Annotated in this window: 18 protein-coding genes; 7 read left to right on the forward strand and 11 right to left on the reverse strand. The window is 46.4% G+C overall.

Annotation, left to right across the window (positions count from 1 at the left end; translation table 11 throughout):
• Positions 1–25: 25 nt before the first annotated feature.
• Together A4R26_RS17680 and A4R26_RS17685 are read left to right on the forward strand one after the other, a co-directional pair.
• Positions 26–292 carry a hypothetical protein gene (locus A4R26_RS17680; protein ID WP_081165734.1) on the forward strand — a complete coding sequence of 89 codons (267 nt, stop codon included), beginning with the start codon at positions 26–28 and terminating at the stop codon, positions 290–292.
• Positions 293–759: 467 nt separating this feature from the next.
• The gene (locus A4R26_RS17685) at positions 760–1056 is read left to right on the forward strand and encodes an early set domain-containing protein (RefSeq protein ID WP_081165737.1); all 297 of its coding nucleotides are present in this window, start codon (positions 760–762) and stop codon (positions 1054–1056) included.
• 149 nt (positions 1057–1205) lie between these two features.
• On the opposite strand, the gene A4R26_RS17690 is transcribed toward A4R26_RS17685, so the two are convergent.
• Positions 1206–1898, reverse strand: a complete 693-nt coding sequence (locus A4R26_RS17690; protein WP_081165740.1) for an SDR family NAD(P)-dependent oxidoreductase — start codon at positions 1896–1898, stop codon at positions 1206–1208.
• Positions 1899–1999: 101 nt separating this feature from the next.
• Positions 2000–3064: a branched-chain amino acid aminotransferase gene (locus tag A4R26_RS17695; protein ID WP_081165743.1), complete on the reverse strand. Its 1065-nt coding sequence runs from the start codon at positions 3062–3064 to the stop codon at positions 2000–2002.
• Positions 3065–3080: 16 nt separating this feature from the next.
• Here A4R26_RS17695 and A4R26_RS17700 point away from each other — a divergent pair, with 16 nt between their 5' ends.
• On the forward strand, positions 3081–3329 hold the full coding sequence (locus A4R26_RS17700; protein WP_081165746.1) for a hypothetical protein: 249 nt from the start codon (positions 3081–3083) through the stop codon (positions 3327–3329).
• On the opposite strand, the gene A4R26_RS17705 is transcribed toward A4R26_RS17700, so the two are convergent.
• The 7 genes from A4R26_RS17705 to A4R26_RS17740 all read right to left on the reverse strand — a co-directional run bounded on the left by A4R26_RS17705 (position 3319) and on the right by A4R26_RS17740 (position 13070).
• Positions 3319–4791, reverse strand: coding sequence for a pyridoxal phosphate-dependent decarboxylase family protein (locus A4R26_RS17705; RefSeq protein ID WP_081165749.1), 1473 nt, complete (start codon positions 4789–4791; stop codon positions 3319–3321). The genes A4R26_RS17700 and A4R26_RS17705 overlap by 11 nt on opposite strands.
• Positions 4792–5221: 430 nt before the next feature.
• Positions 5222–7003, reverse strand: a complete 1782-nt coding sequence (locus A4R26_RS17710; protein ID WP_081165752.1) for an AMP-dependent synthetase/ligase — start codon at positions 7001–7003, stop codon at positions 5222–5224.
• Between the two features lie 141 nt (positions 7004–7144).
• On the reverse strand, positions 7145–8170 hold the full coding sequence (locus A4R26_RS17715; protein WP_133054721.1) for a tetratricopeptide repeat protein: 1026 nt from the start codon (positions 8168–8170) through the stop codon (positions 7145–7147).
• A 293-nt stretch (positions 8171–8463) separates the two neighbouring features.
• Positions 8464–9696 (reverse strand): DUF1015 domain-containing protein, encoded by a 1233-nt coding sequence (locus A4R26_RS17720; protein WP_081165758.1) that lies wholly within the window; start codon positions 9694–9696, stop codon positions 8464–8466.
• A gap of 154 nt (positions 9697–9850) precedes the next feature.
• Entirely contained in the window at positions 9851–10930 is a 1080-nt protein-coding gene (gene serC, locus A4R26_RS17725) for a 3-phosphoserine/phosphohydroxythreonine transaminase (protein WP_081165761.1), read from the reverse strand.
• A gap of 95 nt (positions 10931–11025) precedes the next feature.
• Positions 11026–11991 (reverse strand): zinc dependent phospholipase C family protein, encoded by a 966-nt coding sequence (locus A4R26_RS17730; protein ID WP_081165764.1) that lies wholly within the window; start codon positions 11989–11991, stop codon positions 11026–11028.
• 440 nt (positions 11992–12431) lie between these two features.
• Complete coding sequence (locus tag A4R26_RS17740; protein WP_081165770.1) at positions 12432–13070, reverse strand: DUF502 domain-containing protein; 639 nt, start codon at positions 13068–13070, stop codon at positions 12432–12434.
• A gap of 258 nt (positions 13071–13328) precedes the next feature.
• Between A4R26_RS17740 and A4R26_RS17745 the strand changes: the two genes are divergently transcribed.
• Genes A4R26_RS17745 through A4R26_RS17760 form a run of 4 tightly spaced genes read left to right on the forward strand, consistent with a single transcriptional unit; the run spans position 13329 to position 20277 of the window.
• A complete protein-coding gene (locus A4R26_RS17745; protein WP_165760319.1) occupies positions 13329–13991 on the forward strand; it encodes a TetR/AcrR family transcriptional regulator in 663 nt (220 codons plus the stop codon).
• A complete protein-coding gene (locus tag A4R26_RS17750) occupies positions 13963–15372 on the forward strand; it encodes a TolC family protein (protein WP_081165776.1) in 1410 nt (469 codons plus the stop codon). The genes A4R26_RS17745 and A4R26_RS17750 overlap by 29 nt, the downstream gene beginning before the upstream one ends.
• A gap of 60 nt (positions 15373–15432) precedes the next feature.
• A complete protein-coding gene (locus tag A4R26_RS17755; protein ID WP_242674938.1) occupies positions 15433–16644 on the forward strand; it encodes an efflux RND transporter periplasmic adaptor subunit in 1212 nt (403 codons plus the stop codon).
• A 36-nt stretch (positions 16645–16680) separates the two neighbouring features.
• Positions 16681–20277 carry an efflux RND transporter permease subunit gene (locus tag A4R26_RS17760; RefSeq protein ID WP_081165782.1) on the forward strand — a complete coding sequence of 1199 codons (3597 nt, stop codon included), beginning with the start codon at positions 16681–16683 and terminating at the stop codon, positions 20275–20277.
• 122 nt (positions 20278–20399) lie between these two features.
• Here the strand turns inward: A4R26_RS17760 and A4R26_RS35650 are convergent, their stop codons facing one another.
• Positions 20400–22376, reverse strand: coding sequence for a M16 family metallopeptidase (locus tag A4R26_RS35650; RefSeq protein WP_278248428.1), 1977 nt, complete (start codon positions 22374–22376; stop codon positions 20400–20402).
• Positions 22355–23266 (reverse strand): M16 family metallopeptidase, encoded by a 912-nt coding sequence (locus A4R26_RS35655; RefSeq protein WP_278248429.1) that lies wholly within the window; start codon positions 23264–23266, stop codon positions 22355–22357. The genes A4R26_RS35650 and A4R26_RS35655 overlap by 22 nt, the downstream gene beginning before the upstream one ends.
• Positions 23267–23353 lie beyond the last annotated feature (87 nt).

The raw sequence follows: 23353 nt of genomic DNA on the forward strand, positions 1-23353 counted from the left end.
ATATTTGATATACTTATAAATCAGAATGAACTTGAATCAACCTGTTTTTATTTTCAGAGGTCTGGCAATTGGTGTAATTGTACTGTTGTCATTATCCCTATTGCTGCATCAGAAAAATAAACAGCTCACAGAATCACATAACAGGCTGTTGTTACAAAATGATTCTGTTCTATCTGTAAACCTTCAGTTGCAAAAAGATCTCAACTTCCTGAAGCACGACCTCGATAGCGTGGTTCGCAGTAATCCCGATAAGCAACATCTCACCAATCGCGAAATCGCCACCCGCAAGTGATCGATGCGATAGCTGACATCGATGTAACACCAATGTAGTTTTTGCCCTGTCGTTATTTTAATCGGTTTAGCAATACAACGATCTCTGGCATGACCATGATCATATGACGATTACTATTTACAATTTACATTTGGTTATGGTGTATATGATCAATGTTTGCACGTATAACAAACAATGGACATGAGTGGGAATGAATTTTTAATTGATATACAATAGACTAAACGGTCACTGGTCGTTGATGAAAAATTAATGAATAAAATCTTTAATAATTTTTTAAAATGACGTACCTTTTGTGACAGGCCATAAGAAAATCCTTATTAATATCTCTGCCTTACTCGTTCAAATTTGCCTTGAATTCGACCATTTTTTATTCTTTGATGTTACGTGTCAGATAACCTTGTGAAAGCTGATGATCGTTCCGTATTCGACTATCAACCATTATTAGGCAATCAAAAAAGGAGGGCATCATGAAACACCGCCAATCCCCTTACGTTAACAAGAGGAAGAAGTGTATTGAATTCCACATTAAGAATGCGTGTGCAAACAGGATTGCGCTCGCCGGTGATTTTAATAACTGGGCGCATGACCAGTTAACTTTGCGACCTACGAAAAATGGTTTTTGGAGTATTGAAATACCCATGTTGCCCCGGGGCAGGTATTATTACAAATTCTTTATCGATGAACGAATGTGGGCTGAGGATATAGAGAACCAGTTTCGTGAACCCGATGGGGTTACCGGCTGGAACAGTGTGTTGGAAGTTTGACCTGTGAGAATTGATAAAACGGGATGTTATAATAACGAGAATAGTGTTTAAATGGTGTAATAAAACAACCCTGCGTGTTTAATTCCGTACGAAAGCTTAGTTAAGCACTCAGGGTTTTAAAAAATCCCGACGCCAGCGTCGGGATTTTTTTATGCGTTGTTGTAAACTTTATACACAGGGTCTCTCAAAACGTTGCCGTTATCGGAGCAGATAAATGAAAGTACGGCTGCAATTTGTTCGGGTTTTACCCAGCTGTTATGATCGGCATCGGGCATGCTTTTGCGGTTGGGCGGCGTATCGATCGTACTGGGTGCTATTACTGAAACCGTAACATTTTTACCTTTGGCTTCTTTATTTAAAATTTCGGCGAGGTTGAACAATAATGATTTGCTCAACGCATAGGCTATTTTGTTGGTGCCTTCTGCGAGGTTCAGTCCGGGACGGGCGCCGGTGAATACCAGCCGGCCATAACCGTTCTGTAACATATGCTGAAATAACGGGCGGGCGATATTGTAAGCGGTTTCGAAGTTGAGCGTGAACATTTGTCTTAACTGGCTGATGTTGGTAGATGAAATATCGCCCATTTCAAAACCGCCGGCCAGTAATACGCCGCAGTCGATATTCCCGTACAGGCTGGCTGCTTCTTTTACAAACGTGGAGCTTTCAGATTCGTCGGTAAGCTCGATACCGTGCAGTTCGAATTGGGGGTGCCTGTCTGCAAAACCCAGGTGGTTACCCGAATGGTCAACCGCAATCACCTTGTAATCTTCGTCGAGGAATTTTTTTACCACCGCGGTTCCCAGGTTGCCATTTGCACCTGTTATAATAATTGTTTTAGGCATAATGAAAGGTATATGTAGTTTATTCAAAGATACTGGTATTACATAAAAGAAGGTGGGCCACCTATGCAGATGGCCCACCTTTATTGAAATAGTAATACTGATTAGAACAGGAAGTTCCAGCCATGCTTGTCTTCATCCTGGCCTTTGCGGATGGCCTCCATTTTGTTCTTTAGCTGGAACATGATGGCATTATCCTTAATAACAGGTAAATGGTGGTCGATTCCATTTATGTGTATGGTAGCTATGGGCGCTACTACGGCTGCGGTGCCGGCGCCGAACGCTTCTGAAATGGTATTATGCCTGAAGGCGTTCTCGAGCTCCGTTACGCTTATCGGGCGCGCTTCATGAGGAATGCCGAGATCGGCAGCCAGCGTCAATAAAGAATCGCGGGTTACGCCGGCCAGGATGGAATCGCTGGTGGGCGGTGTTACCAGTACGCCGTCGATAACGAACATGGCATTCATCATACCTGATTCTTCAATGTATTTATTTTCACGGGCATCGGTCCAGATAACCTGGTCGTACCCGGCCTCTTTTGCTTTTTGTGTGGGGTAAAAGGCGCCACCGTAGTTACCGGCGCATTTTGCAGAACCCGTGCCTCCTTTTGCAGCGCGGGTATATTCTGTTTCTACTTTTAACCGCAATGGTTGGGAGAAATAAGGGCCAACAGGTCCGGTAAAAATGATGAAACAATATTCATCGGAGATCTTTACACCATATTTGGCCTCGCTGGCAAACATCAGCGGGCGAATATATAATGAAACACCGGGTTGTGCGGGCAGCCAGTCTTTATCTACTTCGATCAGGCGGCGCAACCCTTCAACGAAGATCTCTTCGGGTATGCCTGGCATGCACATACGGTTTAATGAGCGCAGCATTCTTTCGTAATGTTTGTGTACACGGAAAATGTTGATGCGGCCATCTTCCTGTCTGAATGCTTTCAAACCTTCAAAAACCGATTGTCCGTAATGGAATGCCAGTGTGGTGGGGCTTACGGTAATATCGCCAAAAGGAACGATGCGGGGAGCTTCCCACTGGCCATTTGAATAATTGCAGATCAGCATGTGATCAGATACATAGGTGCCGAATCCCAGCTTGTTGAAGTCTACTTCCGGCAACTTCGATTTGGTTGTTCTCTGAACTAAGATCTCATCAGTAAGTTCCATATAACAAAAATTTTTTGTGCTACAAGTCAATTCAGTGTGTAAAGATAACCCGAAAAAAGGCAAAGCCAAAAGTGGAATGCAGGCGAAAGCTGAAAGCCTAAAGAGAATACAGCCCAAAGCTGAAAGTCTAAAGCTTAAAGCGAATACAGCTGCAAGCCACAAGCGGAATACAGCCGACGGCCAGCAGTTAAAAACCAAGGGCAAGACCGCCAATTGTTTATTAATCCCGAATAAAAGAACTTACCACTTAAAACTTACCACTTAGAACTAACTACCTCTTTTCCAATAGCTGCTATTTCATTTACAAGCAATTCAAAATCATTGAACTGGCTGCGGTGATTCGTAATGGCCACGCGAATGCAGTACTGCCCGTTCAGTAATGTATATGAAGGTGCCGCTATTCCCTTTTCATGCAGCCGCATGAGTATTTCCCGGTTCAGGTTATTCAATTCACCGGTAAGCATGTTAGCCGGGTTATACCGGAAGCAAACAATGTTCAACGGAACGGGCGCCATCAGTTCAAGCAGGGGATCGTTCTGAACCAGTTCAGCCAGGTATTGCGCCTGCTGCAAATTCTGCCTGATAAGCGTACGATAGGTTTCAAGCCCGTACTGCTTTAACGACATCCATACTTTCAGGGCTTTAAAACCCCGCGACAATTCCATGCCGTAATTGTTATAGCCATCCGGCCCGGCCGATAATCCGCGGTCGTGAACCATTAAATAGCTTACCGCATAGGCAAATGCTTCGCGATGTAACTCAGGATCACGCACCAGCACACAGGCCGCTTCATAATTCACATACATCCATTTATGAAAATCGAACGACAGGCTGTTTGCCAGTTCAAGCCCTTTCAGCCGGCTGGCAAACTCGGGCAACAGGTTGGGAATTGCGCCAAAAGCGCCATCTACATGCAGCCACAGGTTGTGTTCTTTGGCAATGGCAGCCAGCTCATCGAGCGCATCGATGGCGCCGGTATTCACCGTGCCCGCATTGCCTACAATACAAAATGGCCGGCAGCCTGCCGCTATATCTTCAACGATCATACGCTGCAGTACATCGGTGCGAATGCGGTAATTTTCATCAACCGGTACCTTGCGGAAATTATCGCTGCCGATCCCTATCACTTCAACCCCCTTCATTACGCAGTTATGGGTTTCGGAAGAACCGTAAATAGTGAGCGGGCCGGGTAGCGACTGTAATCCTTTTGTTTTTATATTTCGATCGGCATGGTGCCGCGCCACTACCAGTGCGGTGATATTGGCCAGGCTGGCGCCGCTGATGAGCAGCCCGCTCGCCGTTTCGGGAAAGCCCATTATCTGCTTCGACCAGTCGAGCACCTGTTTTTCCACATGCATTGGCATACTATCGCCAATGCTTACGTTGGCATTCATACCCGAGGCCAGCATATCGGCCAGCATACCGAGTGGCGTACCGCCGCCCTGCACCCATGCCCAAAACCGGGGGTGAATATTGTTGGTGTTATAGGGAAGTACATGTTTCAGGAAATCTTCATATACCGAAACCGCATCCTGCGGCATTTCAGGTACCGGTTGCTGCATGCTGTCAATGGCAGCGGCGGTTGGTTTGGTATAAACCGGCCGCTGGCGCGATGTTTCGAGATAATAGAACAGGTCATCGAGCATGCGGTGGCCCAGCTCATTGAGCGCCGACCAGTACTGCGGGTCAAGTGTTCTCTCTTCTGTTATTACTGCTTCTTTTTTCATAACGATTTTTAAACGCAGAACGCGCAACGCAGAACGCTGAAATACAGTATGCTGGTGTTTATGCGTTAAGCGTTTGGCGTTAAGCTGTAGGCGTTCTACAAATTTCCTGCAGAACAGGGTTATAAAACAGATGCAGATTCGGGCAGTTTGACTGTATCAGATGCGCCGCGGAGTTGAAAAGTTGATAAAGTTGATGGGGTTGATAAAGGCGGGAGCAAGGTTTATGGTTGGCGGGTTGGCTTGTTATGGATCGAGGACATGGGAAAAAGGAAAAGGCGGACGAAAGCAGAATCGCTCTAATAAAAAGCCCTCTAATGATTTAAACCATTAGAGGGCTGCCATATATAATTTGTGAATTCGTCAGGTAAGCGCTGCCTTTGGCGGGCTCCCTTTATCAACTTTTCAACCCTGTCAACTTTTCAACTTGCCTCTACGCATAAATATGCTCAATAGCATCTCTATACTTCTCCATCACCACTTTTCGTTTCAGGCTTAACTTAGGCGTCATTTCACCGGTTTCAATGCTCCATTCGTGTGGTAACAGTTCAAACCTTTTTATTTGCTCTACATGGTTGAAGAATTTGTTGTAGCTGTCGATCAGTTCGCGGAACAGATCAATAACTTTCTGATCTTTTATCAACTTTTCATTGGGCATGTCGGGCAGGCCCTGTTTGCGCGCCCAGTCTCTCAGCGAAGGAAAGGCCGGAATAATAAGCGCACCTACGAATTTTCTTTCCGACCCCACCACCATGATCTGCTCAACAAAGATGGATTCTTTCAGTTTGTTCTCTATCGGTAATGGCGCTACGTATTTACCACCGCTTGTTTTGAACAGTTCTTTTTTGCGATCGGTGATCTTCAGGTATTTGCCATCTGACATCATACCGATATCGCCGGTATGGTACCATTCACCGCTCATGGTTTCTTCGGTGAGGTCGGGGCGTTTGTAATAGCCCATCATAACGTTGGGGCCTTTGCACAGTATTTCGCCGTCTTCGGCAATCTTTACTTCTACATCGTCAATAAGGGGGCCAACCGTGCCAAAGCTGCGGTTATGCTCTTCGAACCGGTTTACGCTGATAACCGGCGAGGTTTCAGTTAAGCCATACCCTTCGAGGATCGGAATACGTGCTGCCGTGAAAATGCGTATCAAACGCACCTGGCAGGCAGCGCCGCCGCTTACAATACATTTGAGGTTATTGCCGAGGCCCTCGCGCCACTTACTGAAAATAAGTTTGTTGGCGAGCGCCAGCTGCATATTATAGCTAAAGCCCATTGGTTTATTGATCTCATACCGGGTAGCGAGGTCGTGCGCCCAGTAGAATAATTTTCTTTTTATACCGGTGAGCTCTGCGCCTTTGGCCATAATGCGGTCGTATACTTTTTCGAGCAGTCGCGGTACCGTGGTGAACATATCGGGCTTCACCTCTTTCAGGTTATCGCCGATGGTTTCCATACTTTCTGCATAGTAAATGGCTATACCGCGGAACAGATAGAAGTAGGTGATCATGCGTTCGAAAATATGGTTCAGCGGCAGAAAGCTGAGGGAACGCATATTGGGGAATGCGGGCAAACAGGGGTAGCAGGCCAGCACATTGCTCAGGATATTACGATGTGAAAGCATTACGCCCTTGGGGGTACCGGTGGTGCCTGAGGTATAGATGATAGTGGCCAGGTCTTCGTACCTGATCTGTGCGGCAATGTTTGTAACTTTTTCGTGTGCCGCTTCGTCGGCCAGGGCAATCACTTCTTTCCAGTGGCGGGCATTGGCCACATGCTCGAAGGTGAAAATTTCCTGCAGGGCGGGAACGCGGTCTTTTACGCTTAGTACTTTATGAAACAGTTCTTCGTCGTTTACGAACACGATCTTTACCTGGGCGTCGTTCAAAACGAATTCGAGGTCCTGTACGTTGATGGTAGGATAAATGGGTGTTAAAATGGCGCCGGTTTGCTGAACGGCGAGGTCGAGCATCACCCATTCGGGCCGGTTTTTACTGAGAATGGCAATTTTATCGCGCTTTTCGGCGGTCATATCGCCGCACTGGATGCCCAGGTTCAGTAAACCTGCGCTTAATTTATTTACGGTATTGTTTACTTCCTCTGTGCTGTACGTTCTCCATTTACCATTCTCTTTGGCAGCCAGCATATTGGGCATTGGCTTCCCTTTCAAATGGATCAGCAGGCAATCGAATAGACGTTTGGGTTCGGTCATAGATGTTGTTTTTTGATCCGGACAGTAAGCAGGGAAAATCCCGGCCGGCCGGGGAACAGGACCTCCGGATTTACGTTAGTTGAATTTAACGAATCTGCGCTAATAAAAAAAGCCCCGGCGTGTAACGTCGGGGCCATTCGATTATTTTACTGTTTGATAATACTGTCCCCCCGGTACCTTAAATACCCGGTTGTGCTGAAAGTAATCAAACTTGTTGTAATCTTCCTGGTGGGTTTTGGTCCAGTTTTCATAGGCAGACAGGTTGCCGGCGGTGCCGAATACCCATTGGTTATAAGCATCGAACATCCCTGCTTTTAACAGCTGCTGATGATATTCGTATAGGCGGAAGGGAAACTTATTTGCGTTTTTGGCGAACCAGTCGAGGACGAACTTGGTGCGTACGGCCGACAGGGTTTCGGCATTAACACCGTTAGTTCCTATAAAGGTCGATTGGGTTTTCATGTTTTCGAGGAAGGCCTTTACAAATTCATTTTTTGTATCCTGGTCCTTCATCATGTTGGCGTCGGTAAACAGTTTCTTGTAGCTATCGAGCAGCACGTTCTTGATCTCTGCGGTGCGTTTTGAATAGCTTTCGAGGTTTACGAAGATCTCGCCGTAGATCAGTGCCCACACTTTATCGGGAGTGAAATAGTAATATTTGGCGGCGTTATAGTAGTTGCCCGAATAACCGGGGTCGGTTTCTATGCCTTTTTCCCATTGTTTTATGGCATCGTTATAGTTTTTCTTACTCCACAGCATTTCGCCGTACTCATTGAAGAGGGTGCCGCTGTTGGGGAATTTTTTCAGGGCGGCTTTATACATCTTCTCGCAATCCTTTACTTCTTCGATGGCTTTGTAGATCATGCCGAGGATCTGAAAGCTTTGTACATCCACATCCTGGCGTTCGGGGAATTTTTTGGCTACTTCCAGGCCGCGTACATAGTCGCGGTTAAGGTAATAGGCAAATGCCAGGTCTTTCTGCAGGTCGAGGTTATCGGTATTGTTTTGTAAACCCCGGTTCAGCACCAGCACGGCGTTGGAATAATCGCCCTGCTTCATATAATTTTTAGCAGTTTCCTGTACAGATTTCACATCACCGGGCTCCGTTTGGGCCTGTGTCATATTTACGGCAAACAATAAGCATACAACTGGTAAAAGATATTTCATACAGTTCAAAGATAAGGGAAGGAAAGGACTGACAGGGGCAAAGAACGTTAAAATCGGGGGCAGGGTTGAAAAGTTGGGGGGTATGAAATGCCGGGGTTTTTGTTTTTTCCTTCAGGAATTGTATCGGGCAGCCATTGATCGGTTTTTGCTGACCGGGTTACAAAACAAAAGCCGGAGGCGTTGCGCTCCGGCTTTTTATTGCGGTGAGATTCTTGTAAACTCATTAAGACTTTGTAAGAAACACAAGTAATTCCCCCTGTCAGCCTGTTAACCCGTTACTTGTCAACTTACCCTTACCCTTCGATCAGGTGCGTAAGCAGCCCGTCGCGCAGTTTGGGTTCAAACCAGGTGCTTTTGGGCGGCATTACATTACCGCTATCGGCAATATCGAATAACTGCTGAATGGTTACGGGGTGCAGGCTGAAGGCAACGGCCATTTCTCCGCTGTTCACTCTTTTCTCCAGCTCACCCAGTCCGCGGATACCGCCTACGAAATCGATGCGTTTGTCGGTCCGCTGGTCTTTAATACCTAAGATGGGATCAAGTACGAGGTTCGACAAAATTGATACATCCAGCACACCGATGGGGTCATTGCTCCAGGTACCTTCTTTAGCGGTGAGTGTATACCACTGGCCTTTGAGGTACATACCGAACTGGTGCAGTTTGGCGGGCGCAACGGCGGTAGCCGCTTTTTCTATGGTAAAAGAAGCGCCTAGTTTTTCAAGCAGGCTGGCCTCGGTAAATCCGTTCAGGTCTTTAATTACCCTGTTGTAATCCATGATGTATAACTGGTTCGACGGGAACAGGGTAGTTAAGAAATAATCTGCTTCGGCTTTTGCCTGGCTGCCCAATGCCTTGCGCACTTTGGCGGCTGAAGCGGCGCGGTGATGGCCATCGGCGATATAGGTATGCGGAATTTGCGTTTCGAACAGGTTGGTGATGGCTTCATTTATCGCGTCATCGGTGATCACCCAAATGGTATGGCTGATAGCATCGTCGGCTACGAAATCGTACACCGGCGAATGCGTGTTCTTCCAGTTCTCTATCAGCGTATCTACTTTGGCGTTGTTGCGGTAAGCGAGGAATACGTTACCGGTTTGAGCGCCGGTGGTTTTGATGTGATTGATGCGGTCCTGCTCTTTTTCGGGGCGGGTGAACTCATGTTTTTTGATCACATCATTTTCATAATCGTCAACCGAGCTGGCGGCAACCAGTCCGGTCTGGCTGCGGCCGTTCATTACCAGTTGATATATGTAGTAGCAGGGCTTGTCTTCCCTGAACAAAATACTGCGTTGAATAAATGCCGTGATATTCTCTTTTGCTTTTTCATATACCGGTGCGCTGTGCATATCGATATCATCTGGCAGATCGATCTCTGATTTGGTAATATGCAGAAAAGTATAGGGGTTGCCTACTGCTTCTTCACGCGCCTCTTTTGAATTCAATACATCGTAAGGACGGGAAGCAACCTGCCTGGCCAGTTCGGGACGCGGGCGCAGGGCTTTGAAAGGAGAAATGTGTGCCATTATTCTATCAATTAAGTGGAACCTCCCCTAACCCCTCCTGAAGGAGGGGAATTGGCGGCACCGTGGTTAAATTTTGTATCGCGAATTTAAGATCTTCAACTGGTTCATAAGGTAGATTTGCCTTTTGCTCTCCGCCAGCTGGCAGGCCTGGGGGTTAACCTTTTTTACCGGCGAACTCCTGCATGAGGCCGGTGAGCACCTGCACGCTTTCAAGCGGTAACGCATTGTAAAGGGAAACCCTGAACCCGCCTACACTGCGATGGCCTTTTATGCCAACGATATTGTGCTGTTTGCAGAGGGTCAGAAATTCTTTTTCCAGCCCGGCATTATCCATTATAAAACAGGCGTTCATGATGCTGCGGTCTTCTTTATTGATAGCCGTGCCTTTGAACACCGGCAGGCTATCGATGGCGTTGTACAGCAATTGCGCTTTCTGGTTATTGATCTTTTCAATAGCTTCCACGCCGCCCAGGTTTTTCAACCAGCGCAGGGTAAGCATACAAACGTATACAGCAAACACCGGTGGGGTATTCAGCATCGAACCGTTCTCGACGTGATTGCGATAATCCATCATAGAAGGCAGTTTGCGGGTTACCTTACCGAGAATGTTCTTGTTTACGATCACCAGGTTTACACCGGCGGCGCCAACATTTTTTTGAGCACCGGCGTATATAAGGTCGAATTTGTTGAAATCCATTTTACGGCTCAGGATATCACTGCTCATGTCTGCTACAAGTGGTACGCCGGCTTCAAAAAATGGGGTGAAATCGTGCCACTGTACACCGTGAATGGTTTCATTGGTGGTAAGGTGCAGGTATTTGGCGGTTTTGGGAACCGTAAATTGTTTGGGCAGGTGATTGTAGTTCGACTCTTTGGCGCTGGCAACCACTTCTACATGGCCAAAGATCCTGGCTTCCTTTATAGCTTTGGCCGACCAGGTGCCGGTATCGGTATATGCGGCTATTTCATTATCATTCAACAGGTTCATGGGAATCTGAAAGAACTGGGTGGAAGCACCGCCATGAAGGAACAATACTTCATGCTGATCGTCGAGCTGCATTAATTCTTTCACGAGCGCAATGGCTTCATCCATTACTGCCTGAAACAGGTCGGTACGATGACCGATCTCCAGGATCGACAAACCGGAATTGTTATAGTTTAAAATGGCTTCACTGGCTTGTTTGAATACTTCGCGGGGCAGAATGCTGGGCCCTGCATTAAAATTGTGCATCATTGTTTCGTTAAATTGAAGGAGTGCAAAAGTATTCAATTCGCGTGACTATAGGCAGGGCGAATTTTACATAGGATACGTAAGTTGTTCATTATGAACTAATCACAATCTTTTCCATTTGCCTGTCTGCTTAACCAGGCGGCATTCAGTTTGTCAAATTCCCGGCGGTCCTGCTCGCTGAAGTTTTTGTTTATGAGTTGTTTCAGATCGGGCTGGCCGGCATTTACCCAGGCGGTGTACCAAAAAGAAGCAACGGCTGCAATGGATTGGCGCATGCGTCTTTCGATCATATTATTGAGCTCCTGATTGTACGCCAGGCAGTAGCGGGTAGAATATTGACGGATGGCCTGGCCGTTCCGTGGTTCGAATGAATATTTCTGATCGCCTGAAAAGCGGGTGGTCAGTTCTTTTTCTATTCTTAAAACACTGTCTGCAGCAGCGGCGCTTTCAAGCACGCGTTTCCAGGTAAATGATACGGGGTTTGAAATATATTCGGCCTTGCCAATCATAAAATCCCAGGAACTGGCGGCGAGCAGTTCAGGTATGCGCGATTCCCAAAAGGCATGAATGCCGTGCTGGTTGGTGAGCTGGCCGTTATGGTTGCTGCATACATGCAGCGGTACATGTGCATCGCCAATGTAATGGCCTATATCGGCCGACAGCTTCAGGATCCTGACCTGGTCTTTTTCTTTAAAGGCAGCGGTGAGGCGGAACAGCATGGTTTGAATATGCCAGGGAACGATGCCATATTTCTGCAGGGTATCGCGGCCGTATTTTTCAAGCGCTTTGTGCCAGTTGCGGGGTAATGAATCGAATGGATACACGCCATAGTGGTCGATGTCAATATAGTGGCGGGCGCCTTCCCCGGCCACGGCATACCGCCGTTTATCGGGGTCAACGGCATGATCGCTCAGGAACTGGATGTTGGTTTTATACAGCACCAGCATTTCGGGCGGCAGCATAAAAACCGCGTAATAGTTTATTTGTTTGTGCGCATAAAAGCCCCAGGGGAAGGAGGGTTGAATACATAGCAACCATACCGTTATAAGCAGTAGCTTTTTCATGAAATGGCATGTGTGCGTAAAGTTATAGTGTGAGGAGGTGAATAGCCGGTTTTTGTCGGGTAATTTCAGTTCACAGTTCACAGTTCACAGTTCACAGTTCACAGTTCACAGTTCATAGTTCACAGTTCACAGTTCATAGTTCATAGTTCACAGTTCTTAGTTTTTAGTTCAGTTATGAGTTTTCAGGTTTTGTTCTCAACTGTCTTTGCCGGCGTTTCGGCGGCGGTTAGCCGCCAAAAGAAAACGGTTGGCCAACGGCCAACCGGTAAATGATGTAACAGCCTGGCAAACGCGCCGGCCCGCTCAAACTGAACAACTGAACAACTGAACAACTGAATAACTGACCAACCCCGCCCTGCCGGCGCAAAATCCTTTATCACCACCGGCACTTTTAGCAACTTGTAAACTGGTCAACCGTCACTAGTCAACCCGTCAACTAATCAACTCTTCTTATCATCCTCCTCAATTGTGGTTACCCCGCCCGAGATGGCAAACTTCATTGCTTCTGCCGAACTGATATCGGTTATCAGGCGTACCCTGTCGGCCTTTACAAAATACAGGCGGCCGGTAAAGGCATAGGATTGCGGAACATAAACGGCAACATATTCCTGCAGGCCAAATTCATGCAGGTCTTCCTGGGTAATAAAACCTATTTGCCATACATCCGTTGTTTCTATGCTTACCAATACCGATTTGTCGAACTTCCTTTTATTGCCGGCGAAGGCTTCAAAAAAGTCTTTCACGGTTGAATACAACAGTTTGATACCGGGCGTGCGTTCGAGTACTTTATCGAACAGATCAACCAGTTTACTTACAATAAACGAAGAGGAGATATAACCCACCAGTATAACGATGAGGGTTACCAGAATAAAACCAAGCCCCGGAATTTTTTTAGGGTTGCCATTGGCGTCAGTACCTAACAGATCGGGTGAAAAATACCCGATAAGGCTGGGTAAGATATTATCAATAAAATTAAATAAAGCCGTCACGGCATAGATGGTGATGGCGATCGGCGCTAAAATTATTAGCCCCTGCAGGAAATATTGTATGAATTTTTTAAATATATGAGGAGATTTCATGTTGTGCTTTGTTTTGCATTCCAAAATTAATCCACTTCCGCTGGCTGGTAAAATAAGGTTGTGTAAAGATGCATGTTTTGAATTGGAAAGCAATCGGTTAGCAAAGATAAGGGCGGCGACGGTTCCTTAGCGGAGGTACCGGCGAAAATTTAAAGAACGAACAGTTGTTCGCGCCGGGGCTTTGTTACCGGCGGTCAAAAAATGGGGATGGAAACTTTGGTAACGATAAAAGTTTCTATAGTTTTGTTCCCGATTATTATGATAACAGAAGGAAACACAAAAGTGAGGATCCGGGAAAAAGCGAAAGAACTGTTCTTACGATATGGTATTCGCTCTGTTTCCATGGATGATATAGCCAACCAGCTGGGCATGTCGAAAAAAACGATCTATCAGTATTATACTGATAAGAACGAGCTGGTTGATGCGGTGGTGGAGGATGAGGTGCTCGATATGCAGAACGATTGCATGAAGTGCGGCGAGAATGCGAAGGATGCGATCGAAGAGATCTTTTTAACCGTTGACCAGGTAGTTGAACAATTAAGCAGCATGAACCCGATGGTGCTGTACGATATGGAGAAGTTCCATATTCGGGCATTCCAGCGGTTTATGGAGCATAAAAATAAATTCCTGTTACAGGTGATTCGAAAAAACCTGGAGTGGGGTATAAAGGATGGGCTCTACCGCCCTGATGTAGATGTTGATATATTATCGAAGTTCAGGTTAGAATCGATGATGATCCCCTTCAACATAGACCTTTTCCCGCCTTCCCGGTATAAATTATCAGAAGTTACCAAAGCTATCATCGAGCATTACGTTTACGGGGTTGCATCCCTGAAAGGACATAAACTTATCTTAAAATATCAACAGCATAGAAATAAAAATGCAAAGAACTATGAAACTGAAACCGGTAAGCATAAATAGCATCGCCCTGGTGGTTGTACTGGCAGGTATAATACAACCGGCACTGGCACAGCAAAAGCATGAATTAACCGTAAAAGAAGCAGTTGAATATGCAAAGAAGAACAGTGTAAGGGTTAAAAATATCCTGCTCGACTACAAATTGCAGGAGCAAACCAACCGCGAGATCACTTCGCAGGCGTTCCCGCAACTCGATGCAAGGGCAGGCGCGCAATACAATCCCAACATTGCCGTACAGGCCTTTCCCAACTTTATTGCCGCCGGTACTTACGGCGTGTTACAACAGGAAGGGGTAAAGAACGCTGCCGGCCAGCCGATCATTTCGCCCAGCGACTTCGGGTTGATTGAAGCCCAGTTCGGTACTAAGTATACGGCTAATATCGGCGTTGACCTTAGCCAGATCTTATTCGACGGCCAGGTGTTCGTTGGCCTGCAGGCAAGGGAAACTTCGCTGCAATGGGCAAGAGCCAATATCGAAGTAACTGAAGAACTGATAAAGTCGAACGTTTACAAAGTGTATTACCAGTTGGTAACGGGTAAAACCCAGCTCGAGCTACTCGATGCCAACATTGCCCGGTTACAAAAACTGCATCATGATACCGAAGAAATGTATAAGAACGGTTTTTCGGAAAAGCTCGATGTTGATAAGATAACTGTACAGATAGCTAACCTCGAGACCGAAAAGAAGAAAGTACAAACGATGATCTATAAGGGATATCTGGGCCTGAAAGTGCTGATGGGCATGCCGGTTAGAGATGAGGTTACATTGAAAGATACCCTCAGCGATAGCATGATAAAAGACGGGATCCTTGAAGCCAGCACTTATAACTATGCTGACAGAAAAGAGTTCCAGTATGCCGAGTTGGGAAAAAAGCTGCGTGAGTTCGATGTTAAACGGTACAAATTGAGCCAGATCCCTACGGTAAGGCTTACCGGTTCGTATTCGAAAAACGCCATGCGTAATAAGTTCGATATTTTCAGCAAAGGCGAATGGTATACTTTCTCAAATATCGGGGTGAATATTTCAGTACCGCTTTTTCACGGTTTCAGCACCCGCTCGAAAATTGAAACGGCAAAGTTGAATCTGCAGAAAACTTCCAACGACATAGAGAATCTGAAATTATCTATCGATCAGGAGGTAGACAGCGCCCGGGCTAATTTCAAAACGGCCGTTGAAGCTATGGACTTTCAAAAGAAGAATATGAAACTGGCCGAAGAAGTGTATGAACAAACGAAGAAGAAATATGAGGCGGGTTTAGGTTCCAATACAGAGATCACCACCGCGCAAACCGATCTTAAAACCGCGCAAACCAACTATATCACCGCGCTGCAGGAAGCCATTATTGCACGCATCGATTATTTAAAGGCCATAGGAAAACTGTAAAAATCCATACGCTATAAAACTCTAAACCAACAAATGCAATCACCGGATAAATTATCAGATATGAAACGTACGTATAACATAATGGGCACTGCAGCAGTTATACTTTTTATGACAGCATGTGCTGGTAAAAGTGAACTGGAGAAGAAAAAAGAAGAGCTTGAGAAACTAAAAACCCAACAGGTAGAAACCGGCGCCGAAATTACGAAGCTGGAGAAGGAAATTGCAAAACTGGATACCAGTTTCAAATTACCCGAAAAGCCGAAACTGGTTGTGCTAACGCCGGTTACTTCAAGCCCCTTCACTCACTATATAGATCTGCAGGGTAAGGTAGGAACCGATAATGAAGCGGTTGTTACTCCCCGTGGCCAGGGCGGCCAGGTAAAAGCATTGTACGTAAAACAAGGTGATAATGTAAGAAAAGGCCAGTTGCTGATGAAGCTCGACGATGCGGTAACCCGCCGCCAGATCGAGCAGGCTAATGTGCAGTTGAAACTGGCCCAAACCTTATATGAGCGCCGTAAAAACCTGTGGGATCAGAAGATAGGCACCGAAGTGGAATTATTGAACGCAAAAAGCAATGTAGATAACCTGGAAAAGCAGATCGACCTGTTAAAAGAAGAGTTGGATATGTCGAACGTATATGCCGGGATCTCAGGAGTAGCCGAACGGGTGAATATTAAGGTTGGTGAAACGTTCAGCGGTTCAACCGCATCGATGCTTGGTATTTCCATCGTAAACACCAATAACCTGAAAGTTACAGCCGATGTCCCTGAAGCGTACCAGACAAAAGTAAAAGAAGGTACCAACCTGTTGGTTACACTTCCCGAGGATAATAACAAATCGATCAAAACAAAAGTGTCGGTAGCCGGCAGGCTCATCGATCCCAATACCCGGTCGTTTTATATTGAAGGAAAAATTCCCGGCAATGGCGGTTTCCGCCCCGGCCAGATAGCCATGGTTCGAATTCAGGATTATTCAGTACCTGATGCGATCACCATTCCTATCAATACCATTCAGAACGATGAAAAAGGAAAATTCATTATGGTTGCCGCCAAAGAAGGCAATAAGCAGGTAGCCAGAAAACGCCCCGTAGTTCCGGGATTGTTGTATGGCGATAAGCTCGAAATAAAAAGCGGTTTGCAATCCGGCGATGTAGTGATCACTGACGGTTTCCAGGGGTTGTACGACGGCCAGGCCATCATTACCGATGCCAGCCAGCCGGTTACCGCCGAGAGTAACAAGCCCGCCGCTGCTGCCGGTAAAAGTAAATAGCATTAGGAAGACTTACTTACACACCAAATTCATTGTATGAGTGTTTTAGAAAATATTACAGGTAAGTTCAAAAATTTCGGTCCAACCACATGGAGTATAAAAAACAAAACCTCCATTTACCTGGTAATGCTGATCGTGAGTTTGATCGGCGTATTCCAGTTCGTTACCTTACCTAAAGAACAATTTCCCGATATCGTTATCCCTACCATTTATGTTCAAACCATATATTTTGGTAACTCGCCAAAGGATATCGAAAACCTGGTTACCCGCCCCATTGAAAAACAGATCAAGGGTATAACGGGTGCCAAGATCAATAAAACCACCAGTACTTCGGTAGCAGATTATTCAGCCATTATGGTTGAGTTTGGCACCGATGTAAAAACCGATGTGGCGCTTCAAAAAGTAAAAGATGCGGTTGACAAGGCCAAACCCGACCTGCCTACCGACCTTACCGAAGAGCCCTCTGTAATGGAGGTGAGCTTTTCGGAACAGCCCATCATGTATGTGAACCTGTACGGCGATTATGACCTGCCCAGGTTGAAAGAATATGCCGACGATCTGCAGGACCGCCTCGAAGAATTGACGCAATTGAACCGGGTAGACCTGGTTGGGGCGCCCGAGCGCGAGTTCCAGATCAATGTCGACAACTACAAAATGCGCAGCGCCGGTATCACCTTCGATGATATTGCCGGGGCTGTTTCCCGCGAGAACCTCGATATTTCCGGCGGTTTGCTCGATGTGGGTAATACCAAACGTACCCTGCAGTTGAAAGGACAGTTCAAAACCGCATACGACATTCAGAAGGTGGTTGTTCGCAACACCGGCGGTGCGCCTATTTACCTGAAAGATATTGCCGAAATAAAAGATACCATCAAGGAAAGGGAAAGCTATGCGCGGTTGAATGGAAAAAACGTAATTACGCTGAACATTATCAAACGCGCCGGTGAGAACCTTATCGAAACTTCCGATGCGGTTAAGAATGTAGTGGAGGAAATGCAGGAAAGCCAGTTTCCCAAAGACCTGAACGTTTCAGTGACCGGCGATCAAAGTAAAGCTTCCCGTACATCGTTCAACGAACTGGTGAACACCATCGTTATCGGTTTCGTACTGGTATTGATCATCCTCATGTTCTTCATGGGTGTTACCAACGCGTTCTTCGTGGCCCTTTCGGTGCCGCTGAGTATGTTCGTGGCATTCATCTTTTTGCCTGCCGCCGACCTCATTGTTGGTACGCATGTTACCCTCAACTTCATCGTACTGTTCGCCCTGTTGTTCGGTTTGGGTATTATCGTAGATGACGCTATAGTGGTAATTGAAAATACACACCGCATCTTCGTACAGGGCAATGGCCGCCTTACCAGTGAGCGGTCGGCCATGATGGCCGCTGGTGAAGTATTCATTCCGGTACTGGCGGGTACATTAACAACGCTGGCGCCGTTCTTCCCGCTGTTGTTCTGGCCCGGTATCATTGGTAAGTTCATGATCTACCTGCCAACGATGCTCATCTTTACACTTACCGCATCGCTGATAGTTGCCTTTATCATGAACCCCGTGTTTGCGGTTGATTTCATGAACCATCCCGAAGGAGAAACGAAACCGCCCAAATCGGCCATCTTCCGCAAACCATCATTATGGGTTACGCTGGGTGTTGGTATCCTGTTAGACCTGGCAGGTTTTACCTTCCTTGGAAACTTCCTGATCTTCATAGTGCTCATGATCATCCTGAACAAGTATGTGCTCGATGATATGATCCACGGTTTTCAGAACCGTGCATTGCCCTGGATCATGGGTCATTATGAAACGTCATTACGCTGGGCGTTGAAAGGATGGCGCCCCGTTCACTTACTGTTAGGTACATTCGGTTTGCTCATACTTACTTTCTGGTTCTTTGGTGCACGTAATGTGCCCGTGGTGTTCTTCCCCGGCGGTGATCCCAACCAGATCTATGTGTATCTGAAACTACCGGTAGGTACCGATGTGGAGTATACCGATTCTATTACCCACACACTGGAAGAAAAAGTTTACCGTATACTGCATATGGATAAAGACGGCAAAGGGGGGTATAAAGAAAACCCCATTGTTGAGAGTGTGATCAGCAACGTAGCGGTAGGCGCCAGCGACCCCAACAGCGGCGACAGAAGTACAAGACCCGAACTGGGCCGTATACAGGTTTCGTTCGTGGAATTTGAAAAACGCCATGGCGTTGCTACCAAACCGATACTTGATTCAATTCGACAGGCAATAAAAGGCATTCCCGGGGCGGAAATTTCGGTTGACCAGGAACAGAACGGTCCGCCAACCGAACCGCCGGTTAACATTGAGGTAGCGAGCGAAGAATTTGATGACCTCATCAAAACAGCGGTATCGCTTAAGAATTATCTCGATTCAATACAGGTTCCGGGTGTTGAGGAATTGAAAATGGATATCGACCTTACCAACCCCGAGGTTTCCTTTACGGTCGACCGCGAGCGGGCATTGATCGAAGGCGTGTCTACCGCTCAGATAGGACAGCAGATCAGGACGGCCGTATTCGGAAGAGAAGTGTCGAAGATCAAAGACGGTGAAGATGAATACAAGATTCAGTTGCGCAACCTCGAAGGCCAACGGAAGAGCCTGACCGACCTGCTGAATATGAACGTTACCTTCCGCGATATGGCAACAGGGCAAACGAAAAGCGTGCCCATCAGTTCACTCGTAAAGGTTGATTATACCAGCACATTGGGTAGCGTTAAACGGAAGAACCAGAAACGTGTGATCACCGTTCGGTCTAACGTATTGACCGGCTTTACACCAACATCAGTAAACCAGGTGATAGCCGGACATATCAATAATTTCAAACAAAAACCCGATGGCGTAACCATTAAGCAAACGGGTGAAGGAGAACAGCAGGCTGAAACAGGCGCCTTCCTTGGTAAAGCGCTGGTGATAGCTTTGTTCTTTATTCTCCTGATCCTGGTTATACAGTTCAACTCTATCAGTAAACCGGTGATCATATTAACGGAGATCATCTTTAGTGTGATAGGGGTGTTGCTTGGTTTTGCCTTTACCGGTATGGAAGTATCGGTGGTAATGACGGGTATCGGTATCGTAGGTTTGGCGGGTATCGTAGTGAAGAACGGTATTTTGGTGATAGAGTTCGCCGATGAGTTACGGGCGCGTGGTATGAAAACAAAGGAAGCGCTGATTCAGGCTGGTAAAACGCGTATCATTCCGGTATTATTGACCGCCCTCGCTGCGATCCTGGGATTGATACCGCTGGCGGTTGGGTTGAACATCAACTTCGTTACCCTGTTCTCAGAATTGAACCCGCATATCTTCTTCGGTGGTGATAACGTGGTGTTCTGGAAACCGTTGTCATGGACCATCATCTTCGGTTTGGCATTCGCCTTTTTTATGACCCTGCTCATCCTGCCTGCGATGTATTTGATCGCCGAGCGGTTGAGAAGACCAATGCGTAACATGTATGGTGGTAAATGGGTTTCGTTTATGGGTATTCCGCCACTGACCATCCTGTTTTTACCCATGATGATCGTTACCATGGTAAGGCACAACTATAAAGTAAGACGCAGAAGAAGAAAACTGGCCGGTAAGAAAGAGAAAGTGAATGAAGCATTCCTCGGAAGCTGGTTTTAAAACTAATGTGCTAATTGGATAATTAGATAATTCGATAATGAAAATCCCCCCCGATGCGTCGGAGGGGATTTTTTAATGTATTTCAATTATCACATTATCGAATTATCACATTATCAAATTGGCTAGAAGCCCTTTTTTACCTCGCCTCCCTCAACCATTTTCCCGTCGGGATTTAATTCTACAATTTCGTAACCCATTTTTTGCAGGCCGGGTAAAATGCGTTCTTTATCGCCCACCAGTACCATGTTCATTTTATCGGCATCGATATATTTTTTTGCCAGTGCATCAATTTCCGGTTTGGTAATGTTCTTCAGGATCTTATTTTGCTGATCAACATAATTGGCGGGTAAGTTATACAGCAACATCCGTTGAATAAAACCTGCTTTTTGCGTACCTGTTTCATAGCGCAATGCGTCGCGTTGGCAGATCGCATTTTTCATGAACGCCAGCTCCTCCTCTTTTATGCCGGTGGCGGCGTATGATCTGAATTCTTTTATTACTTCTGTAAGGGCGCTGTCAGTAGCATCGGCTTTGATACCCGAACTAAAGGTAAAGTCGCCGGTATATTCATCACCGTTGAAGGTAGTACGGGCGCCGTAGGTCCAGCCCTTATCTTCACGCAGGTTGATATTTACACGGCCGTTAAAACCACCGCCAAGGGTGAAGTTCATTAATCCTGTTCTGTAATACTCGCCGGTAGCGTCGTACTTCAAACCGGTAACATGGCTTATTCTGAATTCGGTTTGCGCTGCGTTGGGAACATTCACCAGGTATATTCTCGACTTGTCAACTTCTTTTGGTTTGGCAGTAACCGAAGGCAACGCAATGGATTTATAAGGAAGTTTGCTCAGGAAGGCCAGTTTGGGCAGAATTTCATTTTGGGTAATATCTCCTACCACCACCACTTTTGTATTGTTGGCGGTAAGGTAGTTTTTATAATAGTTCTCTACGTCCTGCAGGGTAATGTTGTTGATAGTACTTTCAGTGCCGCTTTCGTTCATACCAAAGATATGGTTGGGGCCATAATTCACGGCGGCAATCACATCGTCGGCCACTATTGCCGGCCGGGTCTTTGATTGTTTCAGACTTTCAAGCGTTTGCCGTTGCACGCGGCTGAATGTGCTTTCGGTGAACCTTGCATTGAATAGCCGCTCCTGCAGCAATTGAAGTGTTTTATCGATGTTCTTTTTAAGCGCTTCCACCGTGAATACAATGGCGTCGCGGCTGCTGCCGACCTCGATGGTACTGCCCAGTTTTTCAAGGGCAATCGTCATTTGTTCGGCCGTGTAATTTTTTGTGTCTTCATTCATCATTTCGGCAAACAGGCTGGCCAGCCCGATCTTTGCGGTATCTTTCGATTGCAATAGATGTCCGCCGGGAATGGAAATAATGAGTGTTACGGTTGGTATTTCATGGTTTTCGGCCCCTATTGTTTTGATGTTGCCGGGCAGATCCTTACGCCAGAAGGCCGGCACTTTTACCACAGGGTTGGGGCCGGTGCCTGGGTATTTGCTGCGATCGAAATTATCTTTGGCCTTTGTATATTTTAAACCTGCATATCCATAATCGGGCGCGGTGTAATTGCTTTCATCTACTTTATAATTATCGGCAGCGGCAATTACGTTTTCCTGTCCTTTTGGTAATACGCTTACTACCACACTGTGTTTTCCTTTTATGTATTTATTGTACACCCGTATTACCTCTTCTTTGGTAACGGCACTGTTCATTTTCAGTAAAGTGCCTATCATGTTGGGGTTACCGGTGAATGTTTGAAAGGCGGCCAGTTGAAACACTTTTCCTGAAACGCTTTGCAAACCGTTTATGTACTTCGCTTCCGTACTGCCTTTGAATTTTTCAATGTCTTCATCGGTAACGCCACGTTTTTCAAAACTGTCGAGTGTGGCGCGAACCAGCTGCTCCATTTCTGCCAGTGTTTTGCCGGGTAGGGGTACCACTCTCAGGTGAAACTCACCGGCAAGTTCTGTAAACTGACTGTACACGTTAGCCTGTAAGGCCAGTTGCGGTTTTACCAGTTGCTGATACAATAGGGAGGTATTGCCCTGTCCCAGAATTTGCGCTAGGCAGTTGAGCGCCGGCATGTCCTTATGAAAATTGGGAACGGTAGGATAAACAATATTGAGCAGGGGCAGCCTGATGTAGTTATCGGTATAGGAAACGTAACGTCTTTATCGAGCACCACCGCGGGCACAACCACTTTCTCTACTTCGGGACCGCGGGGAATTGAGCCGAAGTATTTTTCTACCAGTTTTACAACATCGGCGGTTTTTACATCGCCGCCAACCGTTACGGTGGCGTTATTGGGGCCGTACCAGCGTAAGAAGAAATTCTTGAGGTCGTTTACATCAACCCGGTTCAGGTCTTCAATATAACCTATCGTTAGCCACGAGTAGGGGTGCCCGTACGGGTACAGGTTCCTGGCAGTCACTTCGCCTACCAACCCGTAGGGGCGGTTATCGTAGTTCTGTCCTCTTTCATTTTTAACGGTAGCGCGTTGTACTTCAAATTTCTTTTGAGTAACTGCGTCTAGCAGAAAGCCCATACGGTCTGCTTCGAGCCAAAGCATTTTTTCGAGTTGATTGGCGGGTACCGTTTCGTAATAATTGGTGCGGTCGCGGTTGGTAGAACCGTTGAGGGTGCCACCGGCATCGGTGACCATTTTAAAATGTTCTTCATCTTTTACGTGGTCGCTTCCCTGGAACATCATGTGCTCGAAGAAATGGGCGAAACCCGATTTGCCGATCTGTTCGCGGGCCGAACCAACATGATAGGTTACATCTACCTGCACTATGGGATCGCTGTGATCTTCATGCACCACCAGCGTAAGGCCGTTTGGCAGCGTATATTTTTCGTAAGGAATAACGAGTTCACTTCCCTTACGCGTTATTTTTTCAACCAGCTTCGTTTGGGCGTTCGCCTGGTTGTACAGGAAGGGCATTGAAATAGCCAGTAGCAGTATGGCTCTTTTCATATATGTAATTTGTTTTAATTGAGATACAGCAAGGTAAAAGAATTATTATGGGGCTTCCAAACCATTTATCAATTCCCCACCCAAAAA

The organism is Niastella populi (assembly GCF_002078015.1).
GTDB classification, from domain to species: domain Bacteria; phylum Bacteroidota; class Bacteroidia; order Chitinophagales; family Chitinophagaceae; genus Niastella; species Niastella populi.

Excerpts from the sequence above, each read along its gene's own strand:
- A4R26_RS17730 (WP_081165764.1), bottom strand. The coding sequence starts at position 11,991 with ATGAAAAAGCTACTGCTTATAACGGTATGGTTGCTATGTATTCAACCC.
- A4R26_RS17715 (WP_133054721.1), bottom strand. The coding sequence starts at position 8,170 with ATGAAATATCTTTTACCAGTTGTATGCTTATTGTTTGCCGTAAATATG.
- A4R26_RS17720 (WP_081165758.1), bottom strand. The coding sequence starts at position 9,696 with ATGGCACACATTTCTCCTTTCAAAGCCCTGCGCCCGCGTCCCGAACTG.
- A4R26_RS17750 (WP_081165776.1), top strand. The coding sequence starts at position 13,963 with ATGAAACTGAAACCGGTAAGCATAAATAGCATCGCCCTGGTGGTTGTA.
- A4R26_RS17710 (WP_081165752.1), bottom strand. The coding sequence starts at position 7,003 with ATGACCGAACCCAAACGTCTATTCGATTGCCTGCTGATCCATTTGAAA.
- A4R26_RS35655 (WP_278248429.1), bottom strand. The coding sequence starts at position 23,266 with ATGAAAAGAGCCATACTGCTACTGGCTATTTCAATGCCCTTCCTGTAC.
- A4R26_RS17755 (WP_242674938.1), top strand. The coding sequence starts at position 15,433 with ATGAAACGTACGTATAACATAATGGGCACTGCAGCAGTTATACTTTTT.
- A4R26_RS17695 (WP_081165743.1), bottom strand. The coding sequence starts at position 3,064 with ATGGAACTTACTGATGAGATCTTAGTTCAGAGAACAACCAAATCGAAG.
- A4R26_RS17705 (WP_081165749.1), bottom strand. The coding sequence starts at position 4,791 with ATGAAAAAAGAAGCAGTAATAACAGAAGAGAGAACACTTGACCCGCAG.
- A4R26_RS17740 (WP_081165770.1), bottom strand. The coding sequence starts at position 13,070 with ATGAAATCTCCTCATATATTTAAAAAATTCATACAATATTTCCTGCAG.
- serC (WP_081165761.1), bottom strand. The coding sequence starts at position 10,930 with ATGATGCACAATTTTAATGCAGGGCCCAGCATTCTGCCCCGCGAAGTA.
- A4R26_RS35650 (WP_278248428.1), bottom strand. The coding sequence starts at position 22,376 with ATGCCGGCGCTCAACTGCCTAGCGCAAATTCTGGGACAGGGCAATACC.
- A4R26_RS17685 (WP_081165737.1), top strand. The coding sequence starts at position 760 with ATGAAACACCGCCAATCCCCTTACGTTAACAAGAGGAAGAAGTGTATT.
- A4R26_RS17680 (WP_081165734.1), top strand. The coding sequence starts at position 26 with ATGAACTTGAATCAACCTGTTTTTATTTTCAGAGGTCTGGCAATTGGT.
- A4R26_RS17690 (WP_081165740.1), bottom strand. The coding sequence starts at position 1,898 with ATGCCTAAAACAATTATTATAACAGGTGCAAATGGCAACCTGGGAACC.
- A4R26_RS17745 (WP_165760319.1), top strand. The coding sequence starts at position 13,329 with ATGATAACAGAAGGAAACACAAAAGTGAGGATCCGGGAAAAAGCGAAA.
- A4R26_RS17760 (WP_081165782.1), top strand. The coding sequence starts at position 16,681 with ATGAGTGTTTTAGAAAATATTACAGGTAAGTTCAAAAATTTCGGTCCA.